The organism is Paenibacillus sp. A3, from assembly GCF_001399685.1.
Classification (GTDB): Bacteria; Bacillota; Bacilli; order Paenibacillales; family NBRC-103111; genus Paenibacillus_G.
The window spans coordinates 22,146-47,258 of record NZ_JTHN01000006.1 but is presented as its reverse complement, the minus strand read 5'-3'; the positions used below and the strand labels follow the sequence as shown (position 1 = coordinate 47,258).

28 protein-coding genes are annotated in these 25,113 nt (G+C 49.0%); 2 read left to right on the top strand and 26 right to left on the bottom strand.

Features of this window, described 5'->3' with window-relative positions; genetic code table 11:
- Nucleotides 1–25: 25 nt before the first annotated feature.
- From QJ48_RS00535 to QJ48_RS00525, 3 genes are all read right to left on the bottom strand, one after another.
- A complete protein-coding gene (locus QJ48_RS00535) occupies nt 26–1,549 on the bottom strand; it encodes a hypothetical protein (RefSeq protein ID WP_157261454.1) in 1,524 nt (507 codons plus the stop codon).
- Between the two features lie 194 nt (nt 1,550–1,743).
- Nucleotides 1,744–2,073: a hypothetical protein gene (locus QJ48_RS00530; RefSeq protein ID WP_054971719.1), complete on the bottom strand. Its 330-nt coding sequence runs from the start codon at nt 2,071–2,073 to the stop codon at nt 1,744–1,746.
- A 64-nt stretch (nt 2,074–2,137) separates the two neighbouring features.
- On the bottom strand, nt 2,138–2,539 hold the full coding sequence (locus tag QJ48_RS00525) for a hypothetical protein (protein WP_193394373.1): 402 nt from the start codon (nt 2,537–2,539) through the stop codon (nt 2,138–2,140).
- A 209-nt stretch (nt 2,540–2,748) separates the two neighbouring features.
- Between QJ48_RS00525 and QJ48_RS00520 the strand changes: the two genes are divergently transcribed.
- A complete protein-coding gene (locus QJ48_RS00520; RefSeq protein WP_054971717.1) occupies nt 2,749–3,345 on the top strand; it encodes a pentapeptide repeat-containing protein in 597 nt (198 codons plus the stop codon).
- Between the two features lie 27 nt (nt 3,346–3,372).
- On the opposite strand, the gene QJ48_RS35460 is transcribed toward QJ48_RS00520, so the two are convergent.
- The 12 genes from QJ48_RS35460 to QJ48_RS00470 form a co-directional block, all read right to left on the bottom strand.
- The gene (locus QJ48_RS35460; RefSeq protein WP_157261453.1) at nt 3,373–3,909 is read right to left on the bottom strand and encodes a hypothetical protein; all 537 of its coding nucleotides are present in this window, start codon (nt 3,907–3,909) and stop codon (nt 3,373–3,375) included.
- Between the two features lie 36 nt (nt 3,910–3,945).
- On the bottom strand, nt 3,946–4,503 hold the full coding sequence (locus tag QJ48_RS00515) for an O-acetyl-ADP-ribose deacetylase (protein WP_054971716.1): 558 nt from the start codon (nt 4,501–4,503) through the stop codon (nt 3,946–3,948).
- Between the two features lie 118 nt (nt 4,504–4,621).
- Nucleotides 4,622–5,206 (bottom strand): hypothetical protein, encoded by a 585-nt coding sequence (locus QJ48_RS00510; protein WP_054971715.1) that lies wholly within the window; start codon nt 5,204–5,206, stop codon nt 4,622–4,624.
- Nucleotides 5,207–5,242: 36 nt separating this feature from the next.
- Nucleotides 5,243–6,205 (bottom strand): GDP-mannose pyrophosphatase NudK, encoded by a 963-nt coding sequence (nudK, locus tag QJ48_RS00505; RefSeq protein WP_054971714.1) that lies wholly within the window; start codon nt 6,203–6,205, stop codon nt 5,243–5,245.
- Entirely contained in the window at nt 6,202–7,404 is a 1,203-nt protein-coding gene (locus tag QJ48_RS00500; RefSeq protein ID WP_054971713.1) for a methyltransferase domain-containing protein, read from the bottom strand. Before QJ48_RS00500 ends, nudK begins: the two co-directional genes overlap by 4 nt.
- Nucleotides 7,405–7,469: 65 nt before the next feature.
- Nucleotides 7,470–8,057 carry a DUF4375 domain-containing protein gene (locus QJ48_RS00495; protein WP_054971712.1) on the bottom strand — a complete coding sequence of 196 codons (588 nt, stop codon included), beginning with the start codon at nt 8,055–8,057 and terminating at the stop codon, nt 7,470–7,472.
- Between the two features lie 42 nt (nt 8,058–8,099).
- Entirely contained in the window at nt 8,100–8,366 is a 267-nt protein-coding gene (locus QJ48_RS00490) for a hypothetical protein (protein WP_054971711.1), read from the bottom strand.
- A gap of 202 nt (nt 8,367–8,568) precedes the next feature.
- Nucleotides 8,569–9,780 carry an MFS transporter gene (locus QJ48_RS00485; RefSeq protein WP_054971710.1) on the bottom strand — a complete coding sequence of 404 codons (1,212 nt, stop codon included), beginning with the start codon at nt 9,778–9,780 and terminating at the stop codon, nt 8,569–8,571.
- A 446-nt stretch (nt 9,781–10,226) separates the two neighbouring features.
- On the bottom strand, nt 10,227–10,505 hold the full coding sequence (locus tag QJ48_RS00480; RefSeq protein WP_082420278.1) for a hypothetical protein: 279 nt from the start codon (nt 10,503–10,505) through the stop codon (nt 10,227–10,229).
- A 32-nt stretch (nt 10,506–10,537) separates the two neighbouring features.
- The gene (locus QJ48_RS00475) at nt 10,538–11,398 is read right to left on the bottom strand and encodes a copper amine oxidase N-terminal domain-containing protein (protein WP_054971708.1); all 861 of its coding nucleotides are present in this window, start codon (nt 11,396–11,398) and stop codon (nt 10,538–10,540) included.
- 257 nt (nt 11,399–11,655) lie between these two features.
- The gene (locus QJ48_RS36530) at nt 11,656–12,027 is read right to left on the bottom strand and encodes a hypothetical protein (protein WP_157261452.1); all 372 of its coding nucleotides are present in this window, start codon (nt 12,025–12,027) and stop codon (nt 11,656–11,658) included.
- The gene (locus QJ48_RS00470; protein ID WP_054971707.1) at nt 11,972–12,946 is read right to left on the bottom strand and encodes a hypothetical protein; all 975 of its coding nucleotides are present in this window, start codon (nt 12,944–12,946) and stop codon (nt 11,972–11,974) included. The genes QJ48_RS36530 and QJ48_RS00470 overlap by 56 nt, the downstream gene beginning before the upstream one ends.
- A 470-nt stretch (nt 12,947–13,416) precedes the next feature.
- Between QJ48_RS00470 and QJ48_RS00465 the strand changes: the two genes are divergently transcribed.
- The gene (locus QJ48_RS00465; protein ID WP_054971706.1) at nt 13,417–14,862 is read left to right on the top strand and encodes a PLP-dependent aminotransferase family protein; all 1,446 of its coding nucleotides are present in this window, start codon (nt 13,417–13,419) and stop codon (nt 14,860–14,862) included.
- A 100-nt stretch (nt 14,863–14,962) separates the two neighbouring features.
- Here the strand turns inward: QJ48_RS00465 and QJ48_RS00460 are convergent, their stop codons facing one another.
- The 11 genes from QJ48_RS00460 to QJ48_RS00410 form a co-directional block, all read right to left on the bottom strand.
- Nucleotides 14,963–16,387 carry an NAD-dependent malic enzyme gene (locus QJ48_RS00460; RefSeq protein WP_054971705.1) on the bottom strand — a complete coding sequence of 475 codons (1,425 nt, stop codon included), beginning with the start codon at nt 16,385–16,387 and terminating at the stop codon, nt 14,963–14,965.
- A gap of 43 nt (nt 16,388–16,430) precedes the next feature.
- Nucleotides 16,431–16,967, bottom strand: coding sequence for a thiol-disulfide oxidoreductase ResA (gene resA / locus QJ48_RS00455; RefSeq protein ID WP_054971704.1), 537 nt, complete (start codon nt 16,965–16,967; stop codon nt 16,431–16,433).
- Between the two features lie 30 nt (nt 16,968–16,997).
- Nucleotides 16,998–17,573, bottom strand: a complete 576-nt coding sequence (locus QJ48_RS00450; RefSeq protein WP_054971703.1) for an SCO family protein — start codon at nt 17,571–17,573, stop codon at nt 16,998–17,000.
- 16 nt (nt 17,574–17,589) lie between these two features.
- Entirely contained in the window at nt 17,590–17,913 is a 324-nt protein-coding gene (locus tag QJ48_RS00445) for a cytochrome c (RefSeq protein WP_237762764.1), read from the bottom strand.
- A gap of 26 nt (nt 17,914–17,939) precedes the next feature.
- Entirely contained in the window at nt 17,940–18,854 is a 915-nt protein-coding gene (cyoE, locus tag QJ48_RS00440) for a heme o synthase (RefSeq protein ID WP_054971702.1), read from the bottom strand.
- Nucleotides 18,851–19,180, bottom strand: a complete 330-nt coding sequence (gene cyoD, locus QJ48_RS00435) for a cytochrome o ubiquinol oxidase subunit IV (RefSeq protein WP_054971701.1) — start codon at nt 19,178–19,180, stop codon at nt 18,851–18,853. The genes cyoE and cyoD overlap by 4 nt, the downstream gene beginning before the upstream one ends.
- The gene (gene cyoC / locus QJ48_RS00430; protein WP_054971700.1) at nt 19,181–19,795 is read right to left on the bottom strand and encodes a cytochrome o ubiquinol oxidase subunit III; all 615 of its coding nucleotides are present in this window, start codon (nt 19,793–19,795) and stop codon (nt 19,181–19,183) included.
- Nucleotides 19,796–19,801: 6 nt separating this feature from the next.
- Nucleotides 19,802–21,766: a cbb3-type cytochrome c oxidase subunit I gene (locus QJ48_RS00425; protein ID WP_054971699.1), complete on the bottom strand. Its 1,965-nt coding sequence runs from the start codon at nt 21,764–21,766 to the stop codon at nt 19,802–19,804.
- Nucleotides 21,767–21,807: 41 nt separating this feature from the next.
- Complete coding sequence (gene cyoA / locus QJ48_RS00420; protein WP_054971698.1) at nt 21,808–22,716, bottom strand: ubiquinol oxidase subunit II; 909 nt, start codon at nt 22,714–22,716, stop codon at nt 21,808–21,810.
- 178 nt (nt 22,717–22,894) lie between these two features.
- Nucleotides 22,895–23,815, bottom strand: coding sequence for a heme A synthase (locus QJ48_RS00415; RefSeq protein ID WP_054971697.1), 921 nt, complete (start codon nt 23,813–23,815; stop codon nt 22,895–22,897).
- A 299-nt stretch (nt 23,816–24,114) separates the two neighbouring features.
- Nucleotides 24,115–25,104: a carbon-nitrogen hydrolase family protein gene (locus QJ48_RS00410; RefSeq protein ID WP_054971696.1), complete on the bottom strand. Its 990-nt coding sequence runs from the start codon at nt 25,102–25,104 to the stop codon at nt 24,115–24,117.
- Between the last annotated feature and the right edge of the window lie 9 nt (nt 25,105–25,113).

The following is a 25,113-nucleotide window of genomic DNA, read 5'->3' as shown; positions in this document are numbered from 1 at the left end:
CCATGAGCCCGGTTATAACTCCAACTTATTGAAGGATACATCGCTCCTTCTGTTTATTAAGCGTTGGCGTTTTGTATCGAACCCCTTGACCAACCAACTCCTCGTAGAAGCTCCAACAATCTTCCGCCCAAGATTCCCATGTTCCTGTCTTCGGACTGCCGTTAATACCACGCAGTTCAAAAACGGGTGCATATTTTTCTAGCTCTTCCGTATTATCGACGGACTCCTCTGCAAGTACATCTCCTTTACCGGAAAAAACACCCATCCCCTTAAGCTTAGGATTGTTTCGTTCCGTTAAAAGATCGTCCGTTGGCAGGTTTCGCAGCCACTCCGAACGTTTTAAATCAATCCTGTACGCTTCTTCTCCCGGTTCTCCAAATTTTTGCGGCAGCATCGGGCCGTTAAAGATATCTTCCCGTACTTTCTCTCGGTCTTCATCGTTCTTCGCTTTGGTAACATATTCCCCCAACGCTCCATCCAGAAACCACTCCATCCATGCAGGCTTCATCTGGCCGTTCATGTCCCGTATAGCTTGAAGCTCATGATCAGGAATCAGTTCGAACATTCGATGAAAAGGTGTCTTGGCCAACACAGGGAACAGCGCCTTAGGAAATTGGCGTTTCTGGTTTCTCGGAAGTCCCATCGGCACGAAACTGCTGCGCAGGTAGTAAGCAATCATGGCGGAAAGCCCCTCAAGCTGAGGACTCATCTTCTCTTCAACGCTAAATCCAAGCTCCGTACGTCTTTCCTGAAACGTGCTTTTCATGAGTTCGAATCTTGCCAATAGCTTCCTGACAGGATCTTCATAGGAGGAAATATCCAGCTTCTTAACAGGGGCTTTATTGTTAGATGTCTCCAACTCCAGCTTCTCGACAGCGTCTTCGCCGCTGGGTTCCTCTAGCTTCTCTTGTTTGTTCGCCAACTTATAGAACAAGGATGTGATTTTTCCAAGCGGAACGCCCATTGTAACTTGGACCGAAGGTAAGAGGGTTTCCCGAGGAGTGATATGCGCCTGATTCTTCAGCTTATACGGCGATGTCGTTTCCGATTCGCCTGCCTTCTTCAACAAGTCGCTTAGCACGATAGGGTTCTCTTGGTGCTGTTGTTCCAAGTGCCCAGCTAACTTGTCCATACTCCCTACGGATCTGAGAAAATCATCTTTGTCAGCGTGCGCATCGGACACAAATTCCAGGTTCGAGCTTTTTCCAGTAGGCATCAAGTATTCATCCGAAGATAGCGTGAAACCGTTTTCGTCATCGCGAACCAGCGGAGCATATTTCTTAAATGGCTTTCCTTTTGGAGTTGTCACTTCCCAATCAGGAGCCTCCAGTTCAACCCCAATGGCCCGCTGAATGACGCTGCTTTGCCCCTGAGAAGGTTGTTTTCTCGAAAAGCCGGAAATCAGATACCGTTGAAGAGCCTGATTCCCTACGGTCTTCGACATGTTGAAAAACCAATCCGGGCCAGCCGCTCGGGGGCTCATCGTGGTACGTTTCGATGACGCAGCTATGGAAGCAGGAACCCGCTGCAATATTTTGCTCTCTCTCATGAACGGCCTCCCTATATATATTCTTTCCTTGAATTGAGCAGCCCTGGGCGGCCGCGCTGTAGCAAAAATCAAGACAATTCCCGCAGCCCGGACCCCTTCCAAGGCATCTAAATTTCGAAGCCTCTTGCCTTCTTTCACTCTTCTGATTGTCCAAAGCTCTTCCATGTTTACCGTGTTTTGTTCCGACACCGGCATCACCCTTCTACTGGCATTGTTAATTCAGGCTCCAATAAAAAATCTTTGGCAATCACTTCTAAGAAGGCGTCATCATTGTCTTTCCAATTGGCAAAAATAAACTTCCTGTACGGTGCCGGATACTTGTATTCACTTATCGCGTATAGCATCATGCCTTCCGCTTTATGCATATTTATTGTTAAAACATCCCTTAAATAAAGGGTCAAACTTTCGCCTTCCATGCCATGTAATGTTATGACAAGCTCCTGCCCATTATCCAGAATTTTGCCAATCGTGCTGTCATGAACTCTATAATCGCCTGCATATGAGATAAAATCGGATTCTTCCATAATTCCTCCATTAAGTTAGTTGCAAATGTGAGTACGGTGGTAGCTGTACATTTCATCTTTGAATCTACCGTTTTACAATGCCAAATGTAATTTTCATATTTGGAGCATAGGTTAGGTAAGAGTCTATTTCGAATTGCTTTGAAAAAAACAGTTCAGCTTCAACCTGACTTCGAGCTTCGTCGAGAGTTAATCCACGATTGACTAACTTAGTCATCAATCCCTGTAATTCGTCAGGGTTTGCTCCTAGGCCCTCTTCATTTAAAGCGTTATAGAGTCTTTCTTTGCTTTGTAAATCCATGTTTGGATCTAGAAAATTAACCTTATCGCTTACCCTGCATTCAACCTCTTTCAGACCAAGTCGACTTAACATTATTGGCAGCTTAATTCCGATATTGCCATCCTTCCCCGTCCGGTACAAATCTTTCTCATACAGCTTCAGCTTCTGTAAACTCCCTAGCGTGATCATTTGGGACTGCTGGAGGCATATAACCAACGAGTATTTCTCAGATATTCAATCTTACGATCTCAATAATATTCCGACATCATTTTCTCCTCTTAGGGCAATTCAGTTAAAGGTATACTCATTCGAAAAGCCCGTCTGCTCCAGATGGACTAAAGTGTGATATACTGGGGAAGAATTATGCCCCAATCCTCTCTAAAGGAACGTGATGCGTTTTGTTTATAGAAGAAGAATATTATGACGAGCACTTTTTGGAGGCCCAGTACTCGCAGCAGGAAGTAACCTCGGTCCGGTTCTACGATTGCAAATTCACGAAATGCGATTTCAGCGAGACGGTCTTTAAGGATTGCAAATTTTCGGGATGCACCTTTGAAAACTGTAATTTAAGTTTAATTCAAGTGCTCGACTGCGACTTCTCCCAGGTTTCCTTCAACCATTCCAAATTGATCGGCATCAACTGGTCCGAGATGGCTCCCCCCCGAAAAGTCGGGTCCGGTTTGCTGCGGTTTGAAGAATGTACCCTAAGTCATTCCACTTTCATCGGACTGACACTGCCGAGGAGCGTAATCACAAAATGCACGGCAAAGAACGTAGATTTCAGGGAAGCCGACCTTACGGAAGCGGACATGAGCTCTACGGATTTCTCCGAAAGTTTGTTTGAGCGCACGAACTTGACGGCCGCGGACTTCTCCTCTGCAACCAACTACATGATTGACCCGGGGCTCAATCCAATCCGGAAAGCCAAATTTACGCTGCCCGAAGCCATATCCTTACTCTATTGCATGGATATCCAATTAATTGACGGCGACTAACTTACATATAGCCCATTACAAACATTACTAAAATAATACTTCTAATTGTCTGTACTCTTTAAGCGGAGATCGGGTTACGAATAATTTCGAATTTGTTTCTGTGGTGTGAAAAGCATTTAAAATATGCAACTCGTAGTACCATTCTCCCGTATCCGTAGCGATATGCCGTCCATTATAAAGTATTCTGCCATATTCATTAGGCGATAGCTCGAATGCTTTTTCCATTAATAAATGATATTTTTTATCATATCTAGCAGGCTTTCCGCAATAATGAGAGTACTTAAAGGTAAATTCATACTTGGCTTCCTTCAGGACGATTTCAATACAACCAATCTTAAAGTCGGCTTCACTCGCTTCGAGAAACCAACTTTGATTACTTAGATTTCGGAAACCGGATTTATCCTGGACAATCAAAAGACTATGGTATGGAATTCCGCGCGATGACTCGTGATTTACTATGGATTCCGGAAGACGGAACGCTTTGCTGTATCGATTTCTTAATGAGGAATAAGGGGCGCCTCTCACGTCTTTGCCCCATCTTATGGTTATCGCTTGTATAATCAAGTTTCCACCCTTTTCAAGAAAAGCTCTAGATCCTTTTTATATCCCAAAGCCCTCGAGCAAACGCTCCCGATAAATCCGGTAATTTTCCTCATCGAAGCAGACAAACAAAATCTGCTCCAGATTCGACTCGTGATGACCGCGGATGAAATCGGACACTGCCTCTAAGGCAATTTTAGCCGCCAAAGCCTTCGGAAATCGATAAATGCCCGTACTAATATTAGGAAAAGCGATACTGCGGGCATGATTTTTGCAGGCTAACTTCAATGTGTTTACATAGCAGTTCGTCAACTTCTGTTCCTCGCCGCTCTTTCCGCCGTTCCAGACCGGACCTACGGTGTGAATTACAAAGGACGCCGGTAAATTTCCCGCTGTCGTCACAACGGCTTCGCCGACTTGGCAGCCGCCTTGCTGATCTCTGATTTTCCTGCATTCCTCCAAAATCTGCATGCCGCCCGCTCTGTGGATCGCCCCGTCAACCCCGCCCCCGCCGAGCAAACTTGTATTGGCGGCATTCACGATGATATCCGCGGCTATTTTGGTAATATCTCCTTGAAGTGCCTTTACGGTAATCGTTTGCAGCTTTATCTCTTCCATGATTGAACCTCCATGCAATAAAAAACATCATGGAAGCACTCGTGTTCGAGATCCTGATGTTTTTTGAATGAACTTTCTATGCTTATGGCTATGTGCTAGTTTCTGTCATTATTATAGCTTACGGTGTTAAATATTTCTTCCTTTTTACCTCTCTGGCATACATGTACCACCCGATCAATAGAAATGGAATCGCCATGGACACAACGATCCCTGCTTGCTTAAAGATGCCATACAGACTGTTTGCCAAATCCCCCACGATACTAAACGTAATCGCCTTCGGCAATTCGATCGTAGGACTGATTTCAACCCTGTAATCTCCTTCTTCGACGACCTCGAAGCTGTAAAGCGATTCGCCTCTAGTATCGTTAAATGTAAAATTCATGGAAGAATCCTTTGCCAGCACAATTTCCCTATGGTCCGACATCTTAACTATCTTTACCGCGAGCAGATTCGATACATTATTGAATTTCTCTTCTTTTTTTAGCTGAAGCACTCCCAAATTAAGCTGTTTCGAATCAAATTCGTAAAACAAATGATGTTTCCCTGCTTTTAAAAATACTTCCTTTGTACCGGGAGCGCTAATCATGACTCTATCGTTCACGGGATTATGGTTCAAAAAGTTAATCCCGGCAAACACCATTCCTAAAACAATGATGGCGCCGCCCAATATTAAAAACAGGAACTGAGAAAGCAATCGTTTCATCGGCAACTCCTTTAAATTTTCTCGGTCTCTCCAGCTTCACCTGACGCTTGGCAATTCGTCCAGATGCCAATAAACCAGCTTGCCTTTCTCTTCGGCCACTTTGACCATCTCGTCCGCCCCCTGAGACGGTCCTCCAACCCGGAGCACCGCATCGCAGCAATCCAGCAGCCGAATGGAAGACGGATGAAACATGCGATTGAACACGTCGTCTCCGATGGTCTTGGACCCTGCGGTCGCGATCAACGGAAGCGCATACCACTCGCCTAGAACGGGCAAATGTCCCGCATCATATACCTGCAAAGCGATTTCGTTCATAAAGCGGACGTTTTGCTCCAGGAGCTCGGGATCGTCCCCGGTTCCCGAACGATACGGTCCGGCGATAAGAATATGCAGCGGCTTAACCTCCGGCTCAAGAAGTCCGTGAATTTGCGCATACTGCAGCAGCATGATCGTTTTGGCATCGCAGATTTCGCCGGTTCGGACCATTTCGAGCGCCTCGATGAACGGGAGCTCAAGAACCTCGATATGCTCCTGCTCTTCTTCCATCCCTCCGCCTTCTCCAGCCAGCATGCCCGGACTGTATTCGGCCGTATAAAAATGCAAAATCTCCGTCACGGAACCGGGGGACATATAGGCCTCGCCGACTTTGAAAATCTCGCTTACGCGGTATCCCGTCTCCTCCTCCGTCTCGCGTACAATGCTTGCTTCCGGGGTTTCCCGGTCCAGCAAGCCCGCACACGTTTCGATAAGCATTCCCGTGTCGTTTCCGTTCACATAAGTCGGCATCCGAAACTGCCTGGTCAGCACCACCGTCTGCTTCACCCGATTATACAGCAGGATCGTCGCTCCATTGCCGCGGTCGTATACTTCACGCGCTTGAGTCTCCCAAGTATCGTCCTGTTTTTGATACTCGAAGGTCATTTTCTTTAAGACGTACCAGTTGTCCGATAACATCTCTTCTTTCAGGATACGCACCCTTGGGTTGCCTTGTCTGGTCATATGGATCGCTTCCTCCCTAAGAAAAATCCGGAATCCTTCGAAATGCGGATTTTCCCTTCACGTTCGATCATGGAATTTAAAAAGCTTTCAAAATGATGCAGCGCAGCTCCCGTCAACCGCTGGCGGGCATTCATCGGAGTCGAGGTGATGTAATCCAGGAGCGGCCCGACTTCGCTCACAAGCAGGTGGTCGTCATAAGAATACAGCCGAACCTCGGAAAACCAAGGGGACAACATCTGCTCACCGTTGTCCAAATTAAACCGCTCGATGACGGGGTCCAGCACACGGATCTCGGGATCAAACGCCGCAGTGAGCTGCTCGACCTCCTGCAAATGCCGCTTGCTCATCGTCGCAGCAAACAATCGTCCTCCGGGCTTTAAGACGCGATGAATTTCGGAAAAAGCTTTGGGGATGTCCGGCACATGGTAAAGCATGTTGTTGGCAATCACGATATCGAACTGTTCGTCATGGAAAGGAATGTCCTGCACATCAGCCATCACAAACTTGAATTGCGCTTCATGTTCCTCTAAGCTGCTTCGCGCTTCCTCAAGCATCCCGTGCGAAAAGTCCGAGAGCGTTACCCTCCAAGCTTCAGGAATCCGGTCCATGTTCCGGGCCCATAAAGCGCCGTCGCCGCAGCCGACCTCAAGTACCGTGCATCCGGACTGCTCGATCAAATGCCCGAACAGCCAGCGATGCCAGCCGATCGGATTGACGCTGCATTTGTCGTAGAGCTGGATTCTCGTTTGCAGACGCGTCGCGGTATGGTACTGCTCTACCCAATTTTTTTCCGAATGGACCGCATGGATGAGCTCGATCAGACTGCTCCACTCCACGTCCTCAGGCTTGTTCTTCATCATTTCCAACGCTTGATTTATTGCTTTGACCACAACTTCCATGTGCGCGAGCTTCTGCCGGAGCGTCTCTTTCTGCGCCGTCAACGAGCTTCGGAGGTCATGTCCGGACAGCGATTCTTCGCGAATCACCTCCTTGATCTCTTGAAGGGTCAAGCCGATATACTTCAACGTCTGAATCTTCTGCAGCCGAATCAGATCTTCCTTGCTGTACAGCCTCGCCGACGCCTGACTGTGCTGAGAAGGAGACAGCAGACCGATCTGGTCGTAGTACCGCAGCGTTCGCAGCGTGATCCCTGTCTTTTTGGCAATTTGTCCAGTCGTTGCATAGTCGCCGCTTTTCACAATAGCCCCCCTCCATCACCCCAATAAACACTAAAGCGATTATATCCGGTTACGTCACGTCACCTTCAAGCTTTATTTTCGGAGAGCACAGCCTGCACGTCTTCGACGAAGCTCCTTTTATTAGCCTCGATGTAGGCAAGTAAATGATCGAATATATTTTCTTCTTGGCTGCTGATAGTTAATTTCTCGGCGGCGTACTGGATTTCTTCGAAAAACTCATCATCCGCAATCGAATGGACTTGCCTGAAATGATTAATTTCATACGGCTCCAAGTCTTGCAAATCGCGATGCAGCTGTCCGGTGCTCAAATTGTAGTTTTCCAGAATCCCTTTGATGTCTTTCAAAGCATTCGCATCATGAACCGCTCCGATGCGTTCCAGCGCTTCGATTGTCTCGTTAAGATATTTTCCGGTCGAGTTTTCCAAAAATCCCAGAATGCCGTTCATAATCAGTTCCGTATCGAAATCGATGAGCAGCACGATGTCCTGAAGTAGAGCCGGAAGCTTAATGAAGACCTCTTCATCCTTCAGCTGAATGTTTTCCTGGCGGTACCTATTTATACCGACGTGATCCATAATTTCATCAGCGGATGCATTTATTAGCTCTTTATTATCGGGCAGCAATCTCCGTAAGATCGTTTGGTGGATTTCCATTTACCTTCTCCTTGTTCCGCCGCGTGAATACAGCGCAGTCTTTTATTTTTTACACAGTCTTTTTCCTACCAAAGCTTTTGCCGCTTCGTCTGAAATATCGGTCAAAAAACCAATATGATTCAACTTTCTTGATGCCGATCCGTAATTTAACATTTCGATGGAGTTTACTTCAATTTTTTGTTCCCTGTCTTCTTTATTTACTAAAGTATCTCCATTTCTTAAAATCGCGCCGCTTTCGGTAATTTCTCCTGCAATCACGTACCCTCGGCCGGTGATCTTGAATACATCTTTAACTTCAAGCTCGAACATAGCGCATCATCCTTTTATTGTGTTGTCAGCCATGATATTTCCTCCTTTTATTTACATCGTCTGACAGACGCTTAAACTAAATACTCCAGAACCTCCAATTTGACATACGATGCCTGAGCTACCGAGCTCGCCAACGCAAAAAAAGCGAAGTCGAGACTTCGCCAAAAATGCCTTTGTATGGTTGAGCAAGCGGTTTTTCCCGTTATTTTGTTGAATCCATAGGTTCCGAAGCCGTTTGGCTTCCGACAGGTTTATTTTTCGCGGAAAGCAGCGTAATCGCCATCAGCAGCACAACCCCGGCAACAACCACAAAGGGAAGATGCTTATCCACCTGGTAAAGACTCGTGCTGAGAATCGGGGCGATCACGGCGGATATGCCTTGCACCGATCCTATAAGACCGGCCACGCCTCCTTGCTGCTCGCGGGCCACCGCAAGGGAAGCGCCGGCCATAAAGCCCGGCATCATCAGCCCGGCTCCGATGCCAAATAAGAAGAAGGCCGCGTAAAAACCGACGAAGCCGACGACGAACAGAAAGAGCGCCATACTGACCATCAGAAGCATCGATCCGACAAGGATCAACGGGGTGGGCTGCCATTTGGGCTTTTTCATTTGCAGCCCCTGCGTAACGATCATCGCCACACCGCTAAGCATCAAGCCGAAAGACAGCATCCGTGCGGTTTCCTTGGTAGTCAAGAACAATTGGTCCTGAAAATAAAAGCCGCCGACTACTTGCAAGGTGACAATACTAAGCATCGTTGCCAGCCCGGCGAACAAATAAAGGCGGACGCCTTTTTGAAACGGGCTGACTTTTGGAGGCTTTGCCTGAACAACCGGTTTATGAGCCGGGATCAGCAGCAGGACGACGACCAATGCGACGATCGGCAGCAGTGCGCCAATATAAAGCGGCCAGATCAGACCAATGAGCGCAAACGCTCCTGCAATCGCAGGTCCGAGCACGAGGCCCATTCCGTTCGCTGCGCCGATCAAGGCCATCCCCGCCGACCGGCCCTTTTCGTCCGTAACATCCGCCATATACGCCTGCGCCGACGACGGAACGGCGGGGATGAACAAACCGACTAAACCGCGTGCCACAATGAGCAATACGACCAACAGTCCGCCGCTGATAAGCCGCGTCAGTCCTGCGTACATTGTAACGGTGAACAACACGTAGCTCACAAACATGCCTAAGAAGCCGATCAAGATAACAGGCTTTCTTCCTTTGGCATCGCTCAGACTCCCCCATACGGGCGCCATCGCCGCCATCGCAACGGATCCCAGAGAAATAATCAACCCCGAATGAGTTTCACTTAACCCCAATTCGCGTATAAGCGGAGGCATTACGGGAGCAATGATCATCAAACCGACCATCGCGACAAAAACGCTAAAAAAAATGCTGAATCGTACTCGTGCCATCTACACATCTTTCTCCCTTCCCAACATCCTTTTTGCAATACTTGCTTTTTAATGGTAGGAGAAAAAAGGGACGGCGGCCACCAAGTAACGGATCAACTATGATGTAAAACGGATTTTTTATTCGCGGCTGTGCTCCGGGTAGGTCGGCCTGTCACGATCGTATTTATTTGTCGTTCGTTAACCTTCCATCGGCGGTTATGGGTATTACGTTTTCCGAGATAGGTTGGACGTGGTAATTTATTGCAAAAATTGATCCTACTCCAATGAGTATAAGGCTAGCGATGATGATTCCCAGTCTTTTTATACGCTTCACGTAAACTACCCCAGACTTGTTTTTGTGATGTACGCCGCGTGGTCTCAAGACGCTCTTGTATTGTAAATCACTTACCTTAACTGCTCACTTATTTTGGGTGGAACTTGATAGCCTTGTTCCGACTTCATTCGGTCTACATTTCATGGTTTGAAAATTCTTGTGAGGGGCCTTTGATATCTTCTCTTATCGTCTCTGTGTAATTTTGGTTAGAATAAGCTTGAATAACGCTTCTCCAAAAATGTTGGGCAGGGGCATTCCAGTCATACTGATTGACTCTCCAACGCCCCAAGTCTACTACAAATAACCCATTCTCATTGATGTCTCTACCGTTGTATTTGGAAAGATCATACGATGCGAGCTCTACAAGATGGTTTAATGTCACTATCCCATCTTCCTTAACCTTTTCCAACATTACCAGCAAAAGATCACATCCTGCAAAAAAAATTATTTGTCCTCCAAAATATCAATTATTTCTTTATATGCATCCCTCGCCCATTCTAGTAAGTACGGATCATCATATTGCGATCTTGCGATTTGCAATGGAGTGTTCCCTTCTCCGTCTTTAAAGTCTTTCTTTGCTCCATATTCGAGCAATAGTTTAACTAATTCGGGAGTTGTTCCCCTCGCGGCAATATGAAGCAAAGATTCTCCGCTAGAAAAACCTCCTGTTTGATTAGGGTTTCCCCCTGCTTCCAGCAGCAATTTTACAATTTCTACATCTTTATAAAAAATAACTGCCGTTTCTAACATGCTTTTCCCGGTGTGAGCCTTGGCATTAGGGTCAGCCCCTTCAAGTAAGAGTTTACTGACCGCTTGCTTATCTCTGGTAATGATCGCTCTATAAAGCTTAGAGTTCTTGTCTATTAGAATCTCTATGGAATGTTCGGAGGTGTTATTGTTTTTAGGAGTCCAATATACAACGGCTCCACTAATTTCGGAGATGAATCTTAATGGAACATAGGTAACATTATTGAGTACTTGAGGCGGGACTTCCAAGCTTAAGCTTTTCTCGTTTACTTGCGCCTTCGGTTCATTAATTTTCATTTGAATGGATGCTCCGGTTTTAGTCGCCCGAACGGTCAAATCCTCGCGATGCCATTCGAGGCTGTAGCCAAGCTTCTCTAACAAAGGCCGGACTGGAACAAGGGTGACTCCCGAAATTATTTTCGGAGGCGACTCCTCGAAATTTAAGAGATCGTAGTCCATCGTAACTGTAATGGGAATCTCAAGCGATTCCGAATAAGATAAATTAGGGTTAAGGAAAAGCAAAAGGATAACACCGAATAAAATACTCTTCTTTATCATTTACATGCCCCTCTTCATAAACTTAACCAGACCATATCCGATAAAGTAAATATACACTTAGCAAAATTGAAACAACTCCTGACAGTCTACTATTTATAAGTAATAATTTAGTATTTTTTGCATTTTTAAAAATATTTCCTAAATTATATTTCAAGTTAAATTCAGGTCTGAAAACAGTAAAAAGTCCCCATGCCATCAAAAAAAATAAAAATACTGAAAAAACTATTTTACCACCCATTCTTTTTATACACTCCTTTTTATTTAAGATGGGTTACCCAATCTTGATACGTTAGAGGATAACTTGAATCCCCCAATCGTCTTACATACAATTTAATTTCATGTTCATAAGCTGTACCTAATGTCGGTACAAGCGCATATCCGCCACGGATACCAATACCCGCGCCCAAAACTGCTTCATAATCTGCATCTTCCAGATCGATAGCTACTTCTCCTTCAACAAAATAAAACCTTCCCATTCCCTTCCCCTGTCCTTGCTTCACATAATGCTCTAAGTTACCACCATTGTTTATTGATATTCCTGCCGAAGCTGTTAATTGAGCACCCACTTCACCATTAATACCTTTGATTAAACTTACAGATAACTCTCCGCTTTGTATTTTCGCTTGCAATCCAACACTTCCAACCAGTGATATGGCAAACTGGCCCTTTACATATGGTTCTACAACTATACCGGATTTTGTATCCCCTATTCTTACCATTCTTTGTCTTATAAACTGTTGACTCTCCACCATTAATAAAGTCTTTTCGGATAACAGAATCCACGTATTTTAGCCTTAACCCGTTTGCTGCGTCATGTGCTGCTTGTCTCTCGGTTGCATTTTTAGCTCTAGCATATGCATTGTAATAAAACGCCAGCTCTTCTTTATCTTTTTTTGTATAGAGTCGATAAGCATTATGATCTATTGGCTCCAATGGTCCGTCCAGATCACGATCTTTAAACGGGTTTGCATAACTCTCGCCCCAAGAATTCGTATAACTCTCAACCTCAGAGACAGAAGCAATGTGCAACCTTTTTTCGTTCTTTGACTTTTGTACTTCATTGTACATGAACAATGTCGTTGAACTTAAGACTGTTTCACTCTTCTGATTATCATTCGGACCAAACTGAATGCTATCGAATTGATCCCGCTTCTGTCTTACGACAAGCTCAAAATCCAAAACACCTTTCATGCCATTAACTTGCTCTTGATACACGTGAACATATGCATGTGTAAATTTGACCTCTCGAATCATCTTCTCGTGTCTCAAGATTTGGACGGTAACGGTTCGATAGTAATCATTGTCCGGCCTATACTCGGTAAGAGCCCAGGCATACAGCGTATTGGAGGTATCCCCTTCTTGTTCCACAGGGGGAAGCAGTCGAAGTGGAATCTCTCCCCGGATCTGAATCGAATGCTCCGCATTATAAGCTTTGGCAAAAAAATCTGCCGGGCTTGTGTTGATATAGCTATAGCCAGTAATTTTTCCATCGCCAAGCTCAATCGGCTGACTGCCGGCTTCTCGTTCAACCCTCAATAAAATACTCATACAGCATACCTCCCTTTCGGCTAACTACTCCTGGCCTTTACAACCGATTCCTTATCTTAATATATATCGGACATCTCCATATTCTATTTAATGTAAATTCTCACACACTTTTGGATATATGGGAATAGAAAATTATCGCAAACATCAGAAGCCTGTTATTCACGCTTTAACCCAAAAACTGTTTTCCATCATGAATGCAGTAGGATATTTGTACAGAATAGAATCGGCATCCGAGATACCAGCTCTTCTGAGATCTCGACACCTGCTGACCAAGACTTCATTATCCAAATCCGCATTGTCCGCCCAACAGCCGAACCATCCAATTCATCGACAAAGTCCCCATCCATGTTCAATAGATTGCTATAGATTCGCCATGTTTTTGATAAAAAGAGCGGCGTTTTATTTACAAGTCCGATGTTATGATGAAAATGATTCTGTGATAATAATCACCAGGAGAGGGGATGAACCTCATGCGGCAGCCCGATCGTCACAGTACCCAGCCTCTATATCAGCAGATTGCCGATGACATCGAACGGCGAATTTCATACGGCGAGTTTCCGCCGGGCAGTCTGCTGCCCTCCGAACGAAAATTAGCCGAGCAGTTGGGAGTCAATCGAAGCACCGTGATTCTCGCCTATGCCGAGCTGCGCGCGCTTGGGATCGTGGAAAGCCGTACGGGAAGCGGAACCCGGGTAAGCAAGTATAAATGGGGAGTGACTCCGAAGCATACCCCGAACTGGCACCGGTATGTCGAAGGCGGAAGCTTCCTGCCTAATCTGCCTTTTTTGCGGCGGGTCCGGGAAGCTCTTCAACAAGACAACACGTTGATTGATTTTGCCAGCGGCGAGCTTGGCGCGGACATCTCTCCGGTGGAAGAAATTAATACGCTTATGGACGAAAACCACTATACGGCCTATCTCGGATATGCCAATCCGCAAGGATTTGGGCCGCTCCGCGAAGCGCTTGTCACGTATTTAAGTCAATACCGGGGAATTCAAACGACGGAATCGTCGATTCTTATTACATCCGGCTCCCAGCAATCCTTGTATTTAATTACCCAATGCTTGCTGGCCCCGGGAGATGCGGTTGCTATCGAAGATCCTTCTTACTGTTATTCGCTTCCCATGTTTCAATCGGCCGGTCTCCGCTTGTTCCGTCTTCCGGTCGACGCGAAAGGAATCCGGCCCGAGGACGTTCGCTCCCTTTACAAAAAGCACCGGATCAAGATGGTGTTCATCAATCCGAATTACCAGAACCCGACAGGCCTTGCCCTCGATGCCGAACGCCGTATCGAGCTGCTTGACGTTGCGAGCGAGCTGGGACTCCCTATCGTCGAAGACGATCCCTTTAGCTTGACGGCTTATGACGGGATGCCGCCGCGACCGCTCAAATCGATGGATCCGATCGGATCCGTCCTCTATATCGGCTCGTTCTCCAAGATCGCGGCGTCCGGGCTGCGCGTCGGATGGATGGTCGCTCCTCATTCCGTTGTCGAGCGGCTGGCCGATGCCAGACAGCAGATGGACTTCGGGCTTAGCGTCGTTCCGCAGCAGGTGGCCGCGCAGTTCTTGAAGTCTCCGTATGTCCAGCCTCATCTGGACCGTTTGCGGATGCATCTGCTCTACAAGCGGGATTTGTTGATAAGCGCGCTTCGGCAAGAGCTGCCGGACCTGGTCAGCTTCTCGATTCCGCAAGGAGGCCTGCATCTGTGGTGTAAAATCATACCCGAGGTGAGCGACAACAAGCTGTTTGAAGAAGCGATCCGCCATGGCGTCATCTTTGTTCCCGGCAGCGTGTACGGTTCGGATTCCGGTTATGTGCGGTTCACTTTTGCACGGCCGAAGGCAGACGAAATCGTTCCGGGCATTGCCAAATTTGCCGCAGCTCTTCGGACCGTTCTTGCCCAATCCAACTAAAAAGGTGAATGAAAGCTTTGTATTCATGAATACAAGCCTTTTCATTCACCTTTTTTTACTGCCCTTATTTGCAAGTGTGCCGAAGTTGGACCAACACGCTTCAGATATCGCGGGAATCCCGGCTGCGGCGAGCTACCCCGGCATCGCAGGCTGCCGCGATAACCGCCTTGCTGACTCGATCCGCCACCTGATGATTAAATACGCTTGGAATAATATATTGCTCATTTAATTCTTCGTCGCTAACCACGGAGGCAATCGCATAGGCGGCGGCAAGCTTCATCGTTTCCGTAATTTGCGTAGCCCGGCAATCTAACACACCGCGAAAAATACCCGGAAAGCATAAGACGTTATTGATCTGATTCGGATAATCCGAGCGCCCTGTAGCCATGACACGCACATAGGGCTCAGCTTCCTCCGGCATAATTTCCGGGTTCGGATTGGCCATGGCAAATACGATCGGATCTGCCGCCATCCGTTTCACGTCTTCGACCTTCAGTACTCCCGGACCGGACAATCCGATAAATACGTCCGCTCCCTCGATCACATCGGGGAGACTGCCTCGAACCATGAACGGATTCGTATGCTCGGCAAACCAATTCCATACCTCATGTGGATAAGCGTCTCCGCGAACGATCGCTCCGTGACGGTCAACGCCAATCAGGTCCGTCACCCCGGAGGCCAGCAATATTTTGGAGCAGGCCATTCCTGCCGCCCCGATCCCGCACACGACAACCCGGCACTGCTCCAGCTTTTTGCCGACGACCTTCAAGGCATTTAACAAGGCCGCCAGGATGACGACGGCGGTTCCATGTTGATCGTCGTGAAATACCGGGATATCCAGCTCCTTCTGGAGCCGTTCTTCGATCTCGAAGCAGCGCGGAGCCGAAATATCTTCGAGATTGATACCGCCGAATGACGGAGCGATCGCTTTGACAATGGCAACAATTTCGTCCGTATCCTGCGTGTTCAGACAGATCGGGAAGGCATCGACGCCGGCCATCTGCTTAAACAGCACGGCTTTGCCTTCCATGACGGGCATGGCGGCTTCCGGGCCGATATTTCCGAGCCCGAGAACGGCAGAGCCGTCGGAGACGACGGCTACCGTATTTCGCTTAATCGTCAGCGTATGGGCCCGGGAAGGGTCATCATGGATCGCCATACAAATCCGGGCTACACCCGGCGTGTAGACACGGGACAGGTCATCCCGATTTTTGATCGGCACCTTGGGATGCATTTCGAGCTTGCCGCCCAAATGCATGAGGAAGGTCTGGTCCGATACATGGATCAGCTTAACCCCGGGAAGCTGTTCAACCGAGGAAACCACGCGGTCAACATCGTGCGAGTCGTTCAGATTGACCGTAATGTCTCTTACGGTTTTCGCAGAGCTCACCCGATTGGTGTCTATCGCTACGATGTCGCCGCCGGAATCGCTTAATGCCGATGCAATAGCTCCAAAGTTTACGACTCCTTGATCGTACTCCAACCTCAAAATAATGCTTGTTCCTGTTCCGAGCGGCATATGCATGAGCAGCATCTCCTCTTTTAAGTAAGACATTTCGATTCGTAAGCTAGTTGCGTTCAGGCTTCGGCCGAATGCGTTCCATGAAATTTATGACATCGGAACGGTTTAGCTCCCCTGAGAACTTCTGCACGATTCGCCCCTTGTCGTCAACCAGAAACGTTGCCGGTAAGCCGCTGATTTTATACCGTTTTTTCGCTTCTCCTTGGGTATCAAGCAGGATAGGGAGCTTCAAGTGATGACGGTCGGCAAATTCGCTTGCCCTTTCCTTCGTTTCTCCCATATTGACCGCAACGATTTCAACGCCCGGCAACCGTCCGTAGGCTTCGTTCAGCAGCGGCATTTCATTGACGCACGGGTCGCACCAGGAAGCCCAGAAGTTGAGAAGAACCCCTGTCCCGCCGTAGTCGGATAATCGCACCGTTTGTCCCTGCAAATTGGTTAACGCAAAATCCGGCGCCTTCTTGCCCGCCTCCACCTCCTCGCGTCTATCCGCCTGCGATTGGAATACCGCATAGCCGATGGCAAAGAGAATAAGGACAAGCATTAGCGCCCGCGTCCAAGAAGAGCGCAGGACTCTCTCCAATCCGATCAGCTCCTCTTTCTACCAGAGTCCCTACTGCTGCAGCGCTTGAATATCTTTCAATATTTTATCGTATGGCGTATCCGTCATTCCGTCGTACTTGGCCACAACCGTGCCCGCCGGGTTGACCAAAAAAAACGAAGTGCCGTGAATGACTTGATCGGAGGACGTATCCTTCGCCACAACCGTATTAAACGAACTCAGGACGAAGGTTTTAATCTCGTCGAATTTATATCCGGTTAATGCATGCCAATTCGAGAAATCGGCGTCAAATTTTTGGAGGTAAGCTTTTAACGCCTCCGGATTGTCGCGCTCCGGATCAACGGAGAAGGAGACCAGCTCCGCCTTCACGCCCGCCGATTTCAACCGCTTTTGCAATTCCGACATATTGGCTGTCATCGTCGGACACACCGTTGCGCAGTACGTGAACACAAAGTCCGCAATCCAGACCTTGCCTTTCAGATCGGACAAGGACACCATTTTCCCGTCTTGATTGACGGCCTCGAAAGACTTAACCTCGTAATTAAGCTGTTTGGACTTGCCGCTGCCGCATGCGGAGACAACGACGAGGATGATTCCCAATATGACGTAGAAGAACGCTTTTTTCACCGAATCCCCCCTTGCCCTATTTCTTTGTCGAGAGCCATTGCGATAAAGCCTGAATTTCTTCGGCGCTTAACACTTTCTTGAAGCCCGGCATGCCTCTCGCGCCATCCTGTATGATCGCGAACAGCTGCTGCTCCGTCATTTTGGAGCCAATCTCCTGCAAGCCCGGGCCTACTTTTCCCCTGAGATCGGCAGCATGGCAGGACAGACACTGCTTCTTATAAATCGCCTCTGCATTTGCATCTGTCGAAGCGGTCATCCCTTGATCGGTTGCCTGACTGCCGCACGCGGATAGGGCAACTGCTGACATGACAACGATTAGAAACGGAACCGACGCCCGCAAAACGATCCTCTCCCCATTCATCCTCATTAGATTGGGCGGCCCGTGGTGTCTAGAATCATTATGATAAAGACCGCCGTTAAGTAATTGACCGAAATCAGGAAGTTGGTTTTGGCCCACTTCCCGTTATCCGATGCTGCAGGACCTGTCAACGTGTGCCACGTCCAGACGAGGCCGGCCAGCAAGGAGACCGTGAGGAACATAACGCCTGCATAACCGTATGCGTAGATCAGCACAGTGGTCGGAAGAAGCAGAACGACATAAGGGATCATTTGCAGCTTCGTCCGAGGCACCCCTTTACGAACCGGCAAAAGCGGGAAGCCCGCCGCCCGGTACTCGTCGACGCGCCGGATGGCAAGCGACCAGAAGTGGGCGGGCTGCCACAGGAATAACAAGGCGAACAATAGCAAAGCGCCCGCGTCGGCCTCATGGGTAAACGCACAATAACCGATGACCGGCGGCATAGCACCGGACATGCCTCCAACGGACGTGCTCCAGGTCGAGGTTCGCTTTAGCCACATTGTATAAATGACGATATAGACAAACATGCCGAGCAGTCCGAGCCAGCCGCACAGCGCGTTGACTTTCCAGAACAGGACGGCTTCTCCCGCTATTCCAAGCGCCAGAGCGTACACCAGCACGCCCCTGATGCTCAAACGGCCGGTCGCGAGGGGCCGATCCTTCGTCCGGCTCATCTTCTGATCCAGCTCCCGGTCCCAAATGTTGTTTATGACGCACGAGGAGGCCATCGTTAACGTGGTGCCCAGCAGCATCCAAAACAAGAGGCCCCAGTCCGTCACCCATCGGGAAGCCAGCCAATACCCGCCAAACGCAGCGACGAGATTGAGCTGCAGAATTCGAGGCTTGGTCAGTTGAATCCAGTCGCTTATGCTCCTCCTGTCTCTCCTCACCCATGCCCCAGCATTTGCGGACGACCTGCTCATGTGGCCACCATATTGTACAGCATGATCCACATAGAACCGGCGACGACAAGCAGCAATATGATCAAGCCCAAAATCAAGCTCACCAAGTTGTAGCGAGGCTTTTTCTCCTCCCGAAGATGCATGAAATAAATCAATTGAACGGCGAACTGTAGCACGGCTGCCGCCATCAGAACGAGGGTGTTCGCCACCCCCTGAAACCAGCCGGACATGACGACGGCAATGGGAATGATCGTCAATACGATGGAGAACAGAAAGCCGGTCGTATACGATTTGAACGTGCCATGGCTCTCGGCGTCATGCGGAGTGGTTACGTCATGCTGCGCCATCTATCTCACCCCCATCAAATAAACAATCGTAAATACGAAGATCCACACGACATCCAGGAAATGCCAAAACAAGCTGATCACGTTCACTTTACGCTTGGTTACCGGCGTAATGCCATGCTTCGCAAGCTGAATAATCAAGGCAATCATCCAGACCAATCCCAGGGAGACGTGAAGCCCGTGAGTCCCGACCAAGGTAAAGAAAGCCGATAGAAATGCGCTCGTACTAATGGTCGCTCCCTCGTGCACCAGATGAATAAATTCATTGATCTCCAGCACAATGAAGGCCGCACCGAGCAATACCGTCACTCCGAGCCATCCCATGAGGGCTCGAAGCTTGCCTTTGTGCATCGCAAGCACGGCAAGACCGCTTGTATAGCTGCTCGTTAGCAGAATGAACGTGCTTGCAATAATCCCGCCCAACTGGAACAGCTCGGCAGGCCCGGGCCCGCCGTTTCGATTGCCCTGCAGGACGATATAGGTGGCAAACAAGGTGCCGAAAATAATTACGTCCGTCATCAGGTAGATCCAGAAGCCGAATGTGCGCATTTCCTCCAGATCCGGATGGTCGTGATGCTCCGCACTTGATACGTGGGCATGTCCGTTTATTTGTGCCATTCTTGGTTACCCCCTCATCGCAGCTTCCGTGCGTTTAATTTCCTCAACAGGGATATAGTAATCGGTTTTGTAGTTGAAGGAATGAACAAGCATGCACACGGCTACCCCCGCCAGACCGGATACCGTCAGCCAGAGCCAGTCGAATACAAAACCGAATCCGGCCGCGAACCAGAACATCGACATCACAAAAGGAATCCCCGAGTTTTTAGGCAAATGGATCGGCTCCAGCTTCGGCCGAGCCGGGGCAAGCTGCCCGTGCGCTCTACGCTGCTTCTCCTCCCACCATTCATCCTGGGAAGTTACCTGCGGCAGCGTTGCAAAATTATAGTGCGGCGCAGGGGAAGGAATCGACCACTCCAAGGTGCGTCCGTTCCACGGGTCGCCTGTTTCGTCTTTTTGAAAATGCTTGATGCTGTATACGATTTGCCATACTTGGAGCAAAAAGGCCATGCCCATCAAAGCCGCCCCTACGGTGGAGACCAGGTTCAACTCCCACCATCCTTTATCCCATCCGTACGTCACAAGGCGCCGTGTCATCCCCATCAACCCGAGCACATATTGCGGCATGAAGCAGACGTAAAATCCGATATTCCAGAACCAGAACGCCCATTTGCCGATACGTTCGTTCAGCTTGAAGCCGAACAGCTTCGGCCACCAATAATACAAGCCGGCGAAATAACCGAACACGACGCCGCCGATGATCGTATTGTGAAAATGCGAGACCAGGAAGTAACTGTTATGGAATTGAAAATCCGCAGGCGCGACCGACAGAAGCACTCCTGTCAGTCCTCCGATGATAAAACACACGATAAAACCGATCGTCCACAGCATGGGCGTCTCGAAGGTGATTTTTCCCCGGAACATCGTAAACAGCCAATTGAACACTTTGGCGCCCGTCGGGATAGCGATCAGCATCGTCGTGAGCGCAAAGAAGGCGTTGACATCTGCGCCGGAGCCCATCGTGAAGAAGTGATGCGCCCATACAAGAAACGATAAAATACTGATGATCATCATCGCATACACCATCGATTTGTAGCCGAACAGCTTTTTCTTCGCAAAGGTGCTCACGATCTCCGAGAAAATGCCGAAAGCCGGCAGAATGAGGATATATACCTCGGGGTGCCCCCACATCCAGATCAGATTGATATACATCATCGGATTGCCGCCGCCGTCCAGCGTGAAAAAATGCGCGCCCAAATAACGGTCCAGAAAGAGCAGCGCCAAGGTGGCCGTCAAGATGGGAAACGAAAAGATAATCGCGATACAGCTCGATAATACCGACCACGGGAACATAGGCATTTTCATCAGTTTCATGCCGGGTGCCCGCATTTTCAGAATGGTCACGATAAAGTTGATGCCGGTCATCAAGCTGCCGATCCCCGAAATCTGGATTCCCCAGATATAGAAATCTTGACCGACCCCCGGATTGAACATGCGTTCCGAATAAGGCGGATAAGCGAGCCACCCCGAATCCGGCGATCCTCCGATGACAAAGGACAAGTTAAACAGCATCGCGCCCGCGAAAAATAACCAGAAGCTTAGCGCATTCAGAAAAGGATATGCGACATCGCGCGCCCCGATCTGCAGCGGCACCATCACGTTAAATAAACCGAACATGAACGGCATCGCCATGAACAAAATCATAATCACGCCATGCGTGGTGAAGATCTGATTATAATGATCCGGCGCCAGGAAATTCAGCTCCGGCATAGCCAGCTGCGCCCGCATCAGGAGCGCATCCACACCGCCGCGGAACAGCATCAGGAAAGCGGCGAATATATACATGATGCCGATTTTTTTATGATCGACGGTCGTCAACCATTCACGCCACAGCCAGCGCCATTTTTTTAAGTAGGTAAGTCCGAATACAATGCCGATGATGGTGATTACGATGGCAACATCCGCGCCATAAATCATCGGGTCGCCCGTCACAAAAAATTCCGACGCAAAGCTTTTTACTTTCTCCCACATGGACCACTCTCTCCTTACATTTCAAATCGAAGCGAAGCCCGCTACTCTTGGATCTTGATCTTCTGAATGTCCTTCCAGGACAAGCCGTGATTGTGCGAGGAAGCGTACTTGGTCACCGTCATATTGAACAAGCCTTCCGGAAACGCGGAGAACGTCTTCACGTCCGAAGCGGAAGGCATCGCCAGCTGCTTATAGCCTTCCAGCGTCAGCGCCGGCGACGATGCTTTGACCTCGCGTACCCATTGGTCAAACTCTTCCTGCGAAGTGGATTTCACGTCGAAGAACATCTTGGCAAAATCTTTTCCGGTGAAATTCGCACCCGATCCCCAGTATTGTCCTTGCTCGTCCGCTTGCAAATAAAGCGTCATCGCCATTCCAGACATCGCGTACATCTGCCCGCCGAGCTGCGGAATCCAGAACGAGTTCATCGGCGCATCGGCCGTAATCTCGAAGCGGACCGGTACGCCCTTCGGGATCTGGACGTGGTTCACGGTCGCGATTCCCTGCTCGGGATATTGGAATAACCATTTCCAGTCCAGCGAGGTCACTTGAACGGTCAGTGGTTTTTTATCCGATTCGAGCGGCTTGGACGGCTCCAGGGCATACGTGCTCTTTATGGTAATGATACCCAGAATGGTAATGATCACGATCGGAATCCCCCACCAGATCGTTTCCAGCGTCGTGCTGTGCTCCCAGTCCGGCATATATTTCGCTTTTCTGCCTTTCTTGTCCCGGTAACGCCAAACGATGATTGCCGTGAGCACGAGGACAGGCACGATAATAATGCAAGTCAGCACCGTGGAAATCAACATTAAATCCCGCTGCTGTTCGGCAATCGGCCCTTTGGGATCGAGCACGATCATTTTTTCCGCACACCCGGTCGTTGTCAAGAGCAGCATCGCCAGCATGGATATGGATGCGAACCAGCGGAGCGCTTTGGGTGTCTTCATGTTTCTCATCTCCTATCGCATTGCGTGATTATGATCACGCCTTACTTTAAAGGGGAACGGTAGAGGTGTCACCATCCACTGGCCAAGTCAAAAAACCGACCATGTTCAACAAAATGAAACAAATACGACATCGTTTCTCCATAAAAAAGCTCTCCCTAGCTTAGGAAGAGCTAAAGCTTTATACCTTTCGATGCTTCCATGAGCGGATCGCGATATCCGTCAGCACGGCAAACAAGGCCGTTGCCAGAACATTATGGAGAAGACTTGTAAATAGATAAACATTTTCGTTGTTCATCGTTACCGTGAGCAGGCCGCCGCTGCCGATTTGTCCGGTAACGAGAACGAGAGCATAGACGGCACCCGTCCGCAATGCGGAAGGCTGCCGCTTGGGTGTGACGCGGCGAACAAGCACATAGAAGGCGGCAATAAGCATAAACAGGACAGCGGCGGCAACCCGATGCGCGAAGACAATCCCCGAAGCCCCGGACAAGTAGGGGATCAGTTGCCCATTGCATAACGGCCAGCCCATACAACCGCCATCCGCTTCCATATGACGGATATAGGCTCCCAAATAAACGACGCCGTAACAATAGATCCATATCCCCCAGGCTACAGGGTAAACATAGCGCGGGATGGAAGCAGAAGGCGGCTTTTCCGTCCCTTTGTTCATGCGGTAACTCCATACGACCAGCAGCATGCTGCTGGCAACCGCAAGCAACGATATGCCGAAGTGAAGCGCCATCACAGCCGGCTGTTGCGGCCATTTCACCGCCGCAGCTCCCATCAAGGCCTGAACGATCGTAAACAGCAGCGTTCCGCCGGCATACCCCAGAGCTTCCTGATGATGCTTGAGCCGCCGCCATGTATACAGAAACGTCACAAGAACAACGATCCCCACGACCCCGGTAACCATACGGTGCGAATACTCGATCATGGACTCCAGCGTATAGGCCGGAATAAACTTCCCGCTGCACAACGGCCAGTCGTCTCCGCAGCCGCGCCCGGAATCAGTCTTTGTAACCAAAGCCCCGGCCAGCAGCACAAGAAACATGCCGATGAACGAAGTCCATGCCAACAAGCGGTAACGGAAAGATATCAAATGAAATCACCTCTTCTGTTCGTCTCGCTCGATATCGTAACGGAAGCAGGCAGGAGCGTAACCATCCATTTCGTTTCTTTTTATTCCAGCCAATGGACACCCAGACATAAAAATGAACATAAAAAAGCACGACCCCAAGGTCGAGCTGGAGCTTGTTGAGAAAGCGGTCAATAGAGGTAATCGAGGTGTACGAGGGGGTGGGGTATCCACCTCCGTATGTTTCTCTATTTCAGTCAAATACCTCTTTCTCACCATTCTGAAGCACGCCAATGTCGTACTGGCCGGAAGCACTATAGTTATCACCAATGCGGCTGTGTATCACTGCATTCGGTCAGTTTGCATGCAACGGTTCGAACGATTTCTTGTTTTTTATTGTTAACGATCAGTTGAAACACATCCGGGCGGCTGTAATGGCCTGTAACATCGAAATCATAGCGGCTCTGTACGACCTGGGAAAGATCCAATGTTGCCATGAGAATGCCTTCCTGGTTGTAGAGCGGTTCAACGACATATTCGCCTAGCGGTCCGACAATGGCGCTTCCCCCTCTGCTCAACATGTCGGTGTCGTCCTTGATATCTTCGTAGCAAGCCAAATCCGCAGGATAAGATGCTTTGGTCGCAAACTGATTGCACGAAATAACAAAGCATCGGCCTTCGCAGGCGATATGCCTAATCGTCGCTTGCCACGTATCGCGGGCGTCTGCCGTGGGAGCCAGATAGATGTCGATGCCTTGCGCATACATGGCCATGCGGGCAAGCGGCATATAATTTTCCCAACAGATCAAGCCGCCGATTCGTCCAAAAGGAGTATCGATGACGGTGAGCGTACTACCGTCCCCTTGTCCCCATAAGAGACGCTCGGAACCCGTCGGAACAAGCTTGCGGTGTTTCCCCAGAAGAGCACCGTCCGGCCCGATGTACACCATGGAATTGTATAACGTTCCTGTGCTAAATTCCCGGTCACGCTCGACTACGCCGATGACCAGGTAAACTCCCGCCTCCTTCGCCAATTCGCCAAAAATTCCGGTTTCGGTCCCCGGGATGTCGATGGCATTTGCCCAATAGCGCTCCCAGTCCTTTCTCCCGTCGGCGTTACGGCTTCCCACCCGCGTACCGAAGCTTAGGCCTCGCGGATACCCCGGCAAGAAGACTTCGGGAAAAACAATCAAATTCGCCCCTTGTCCGGCAGCCTCTCTCGTCATATTTTCAATCTTGTCCATGGCCGATTGCATATCGAATAAGATGGCTGCTGTCTGAATGACAGCTACTTTCACGTGATGATTGTTCATTCCATCCTC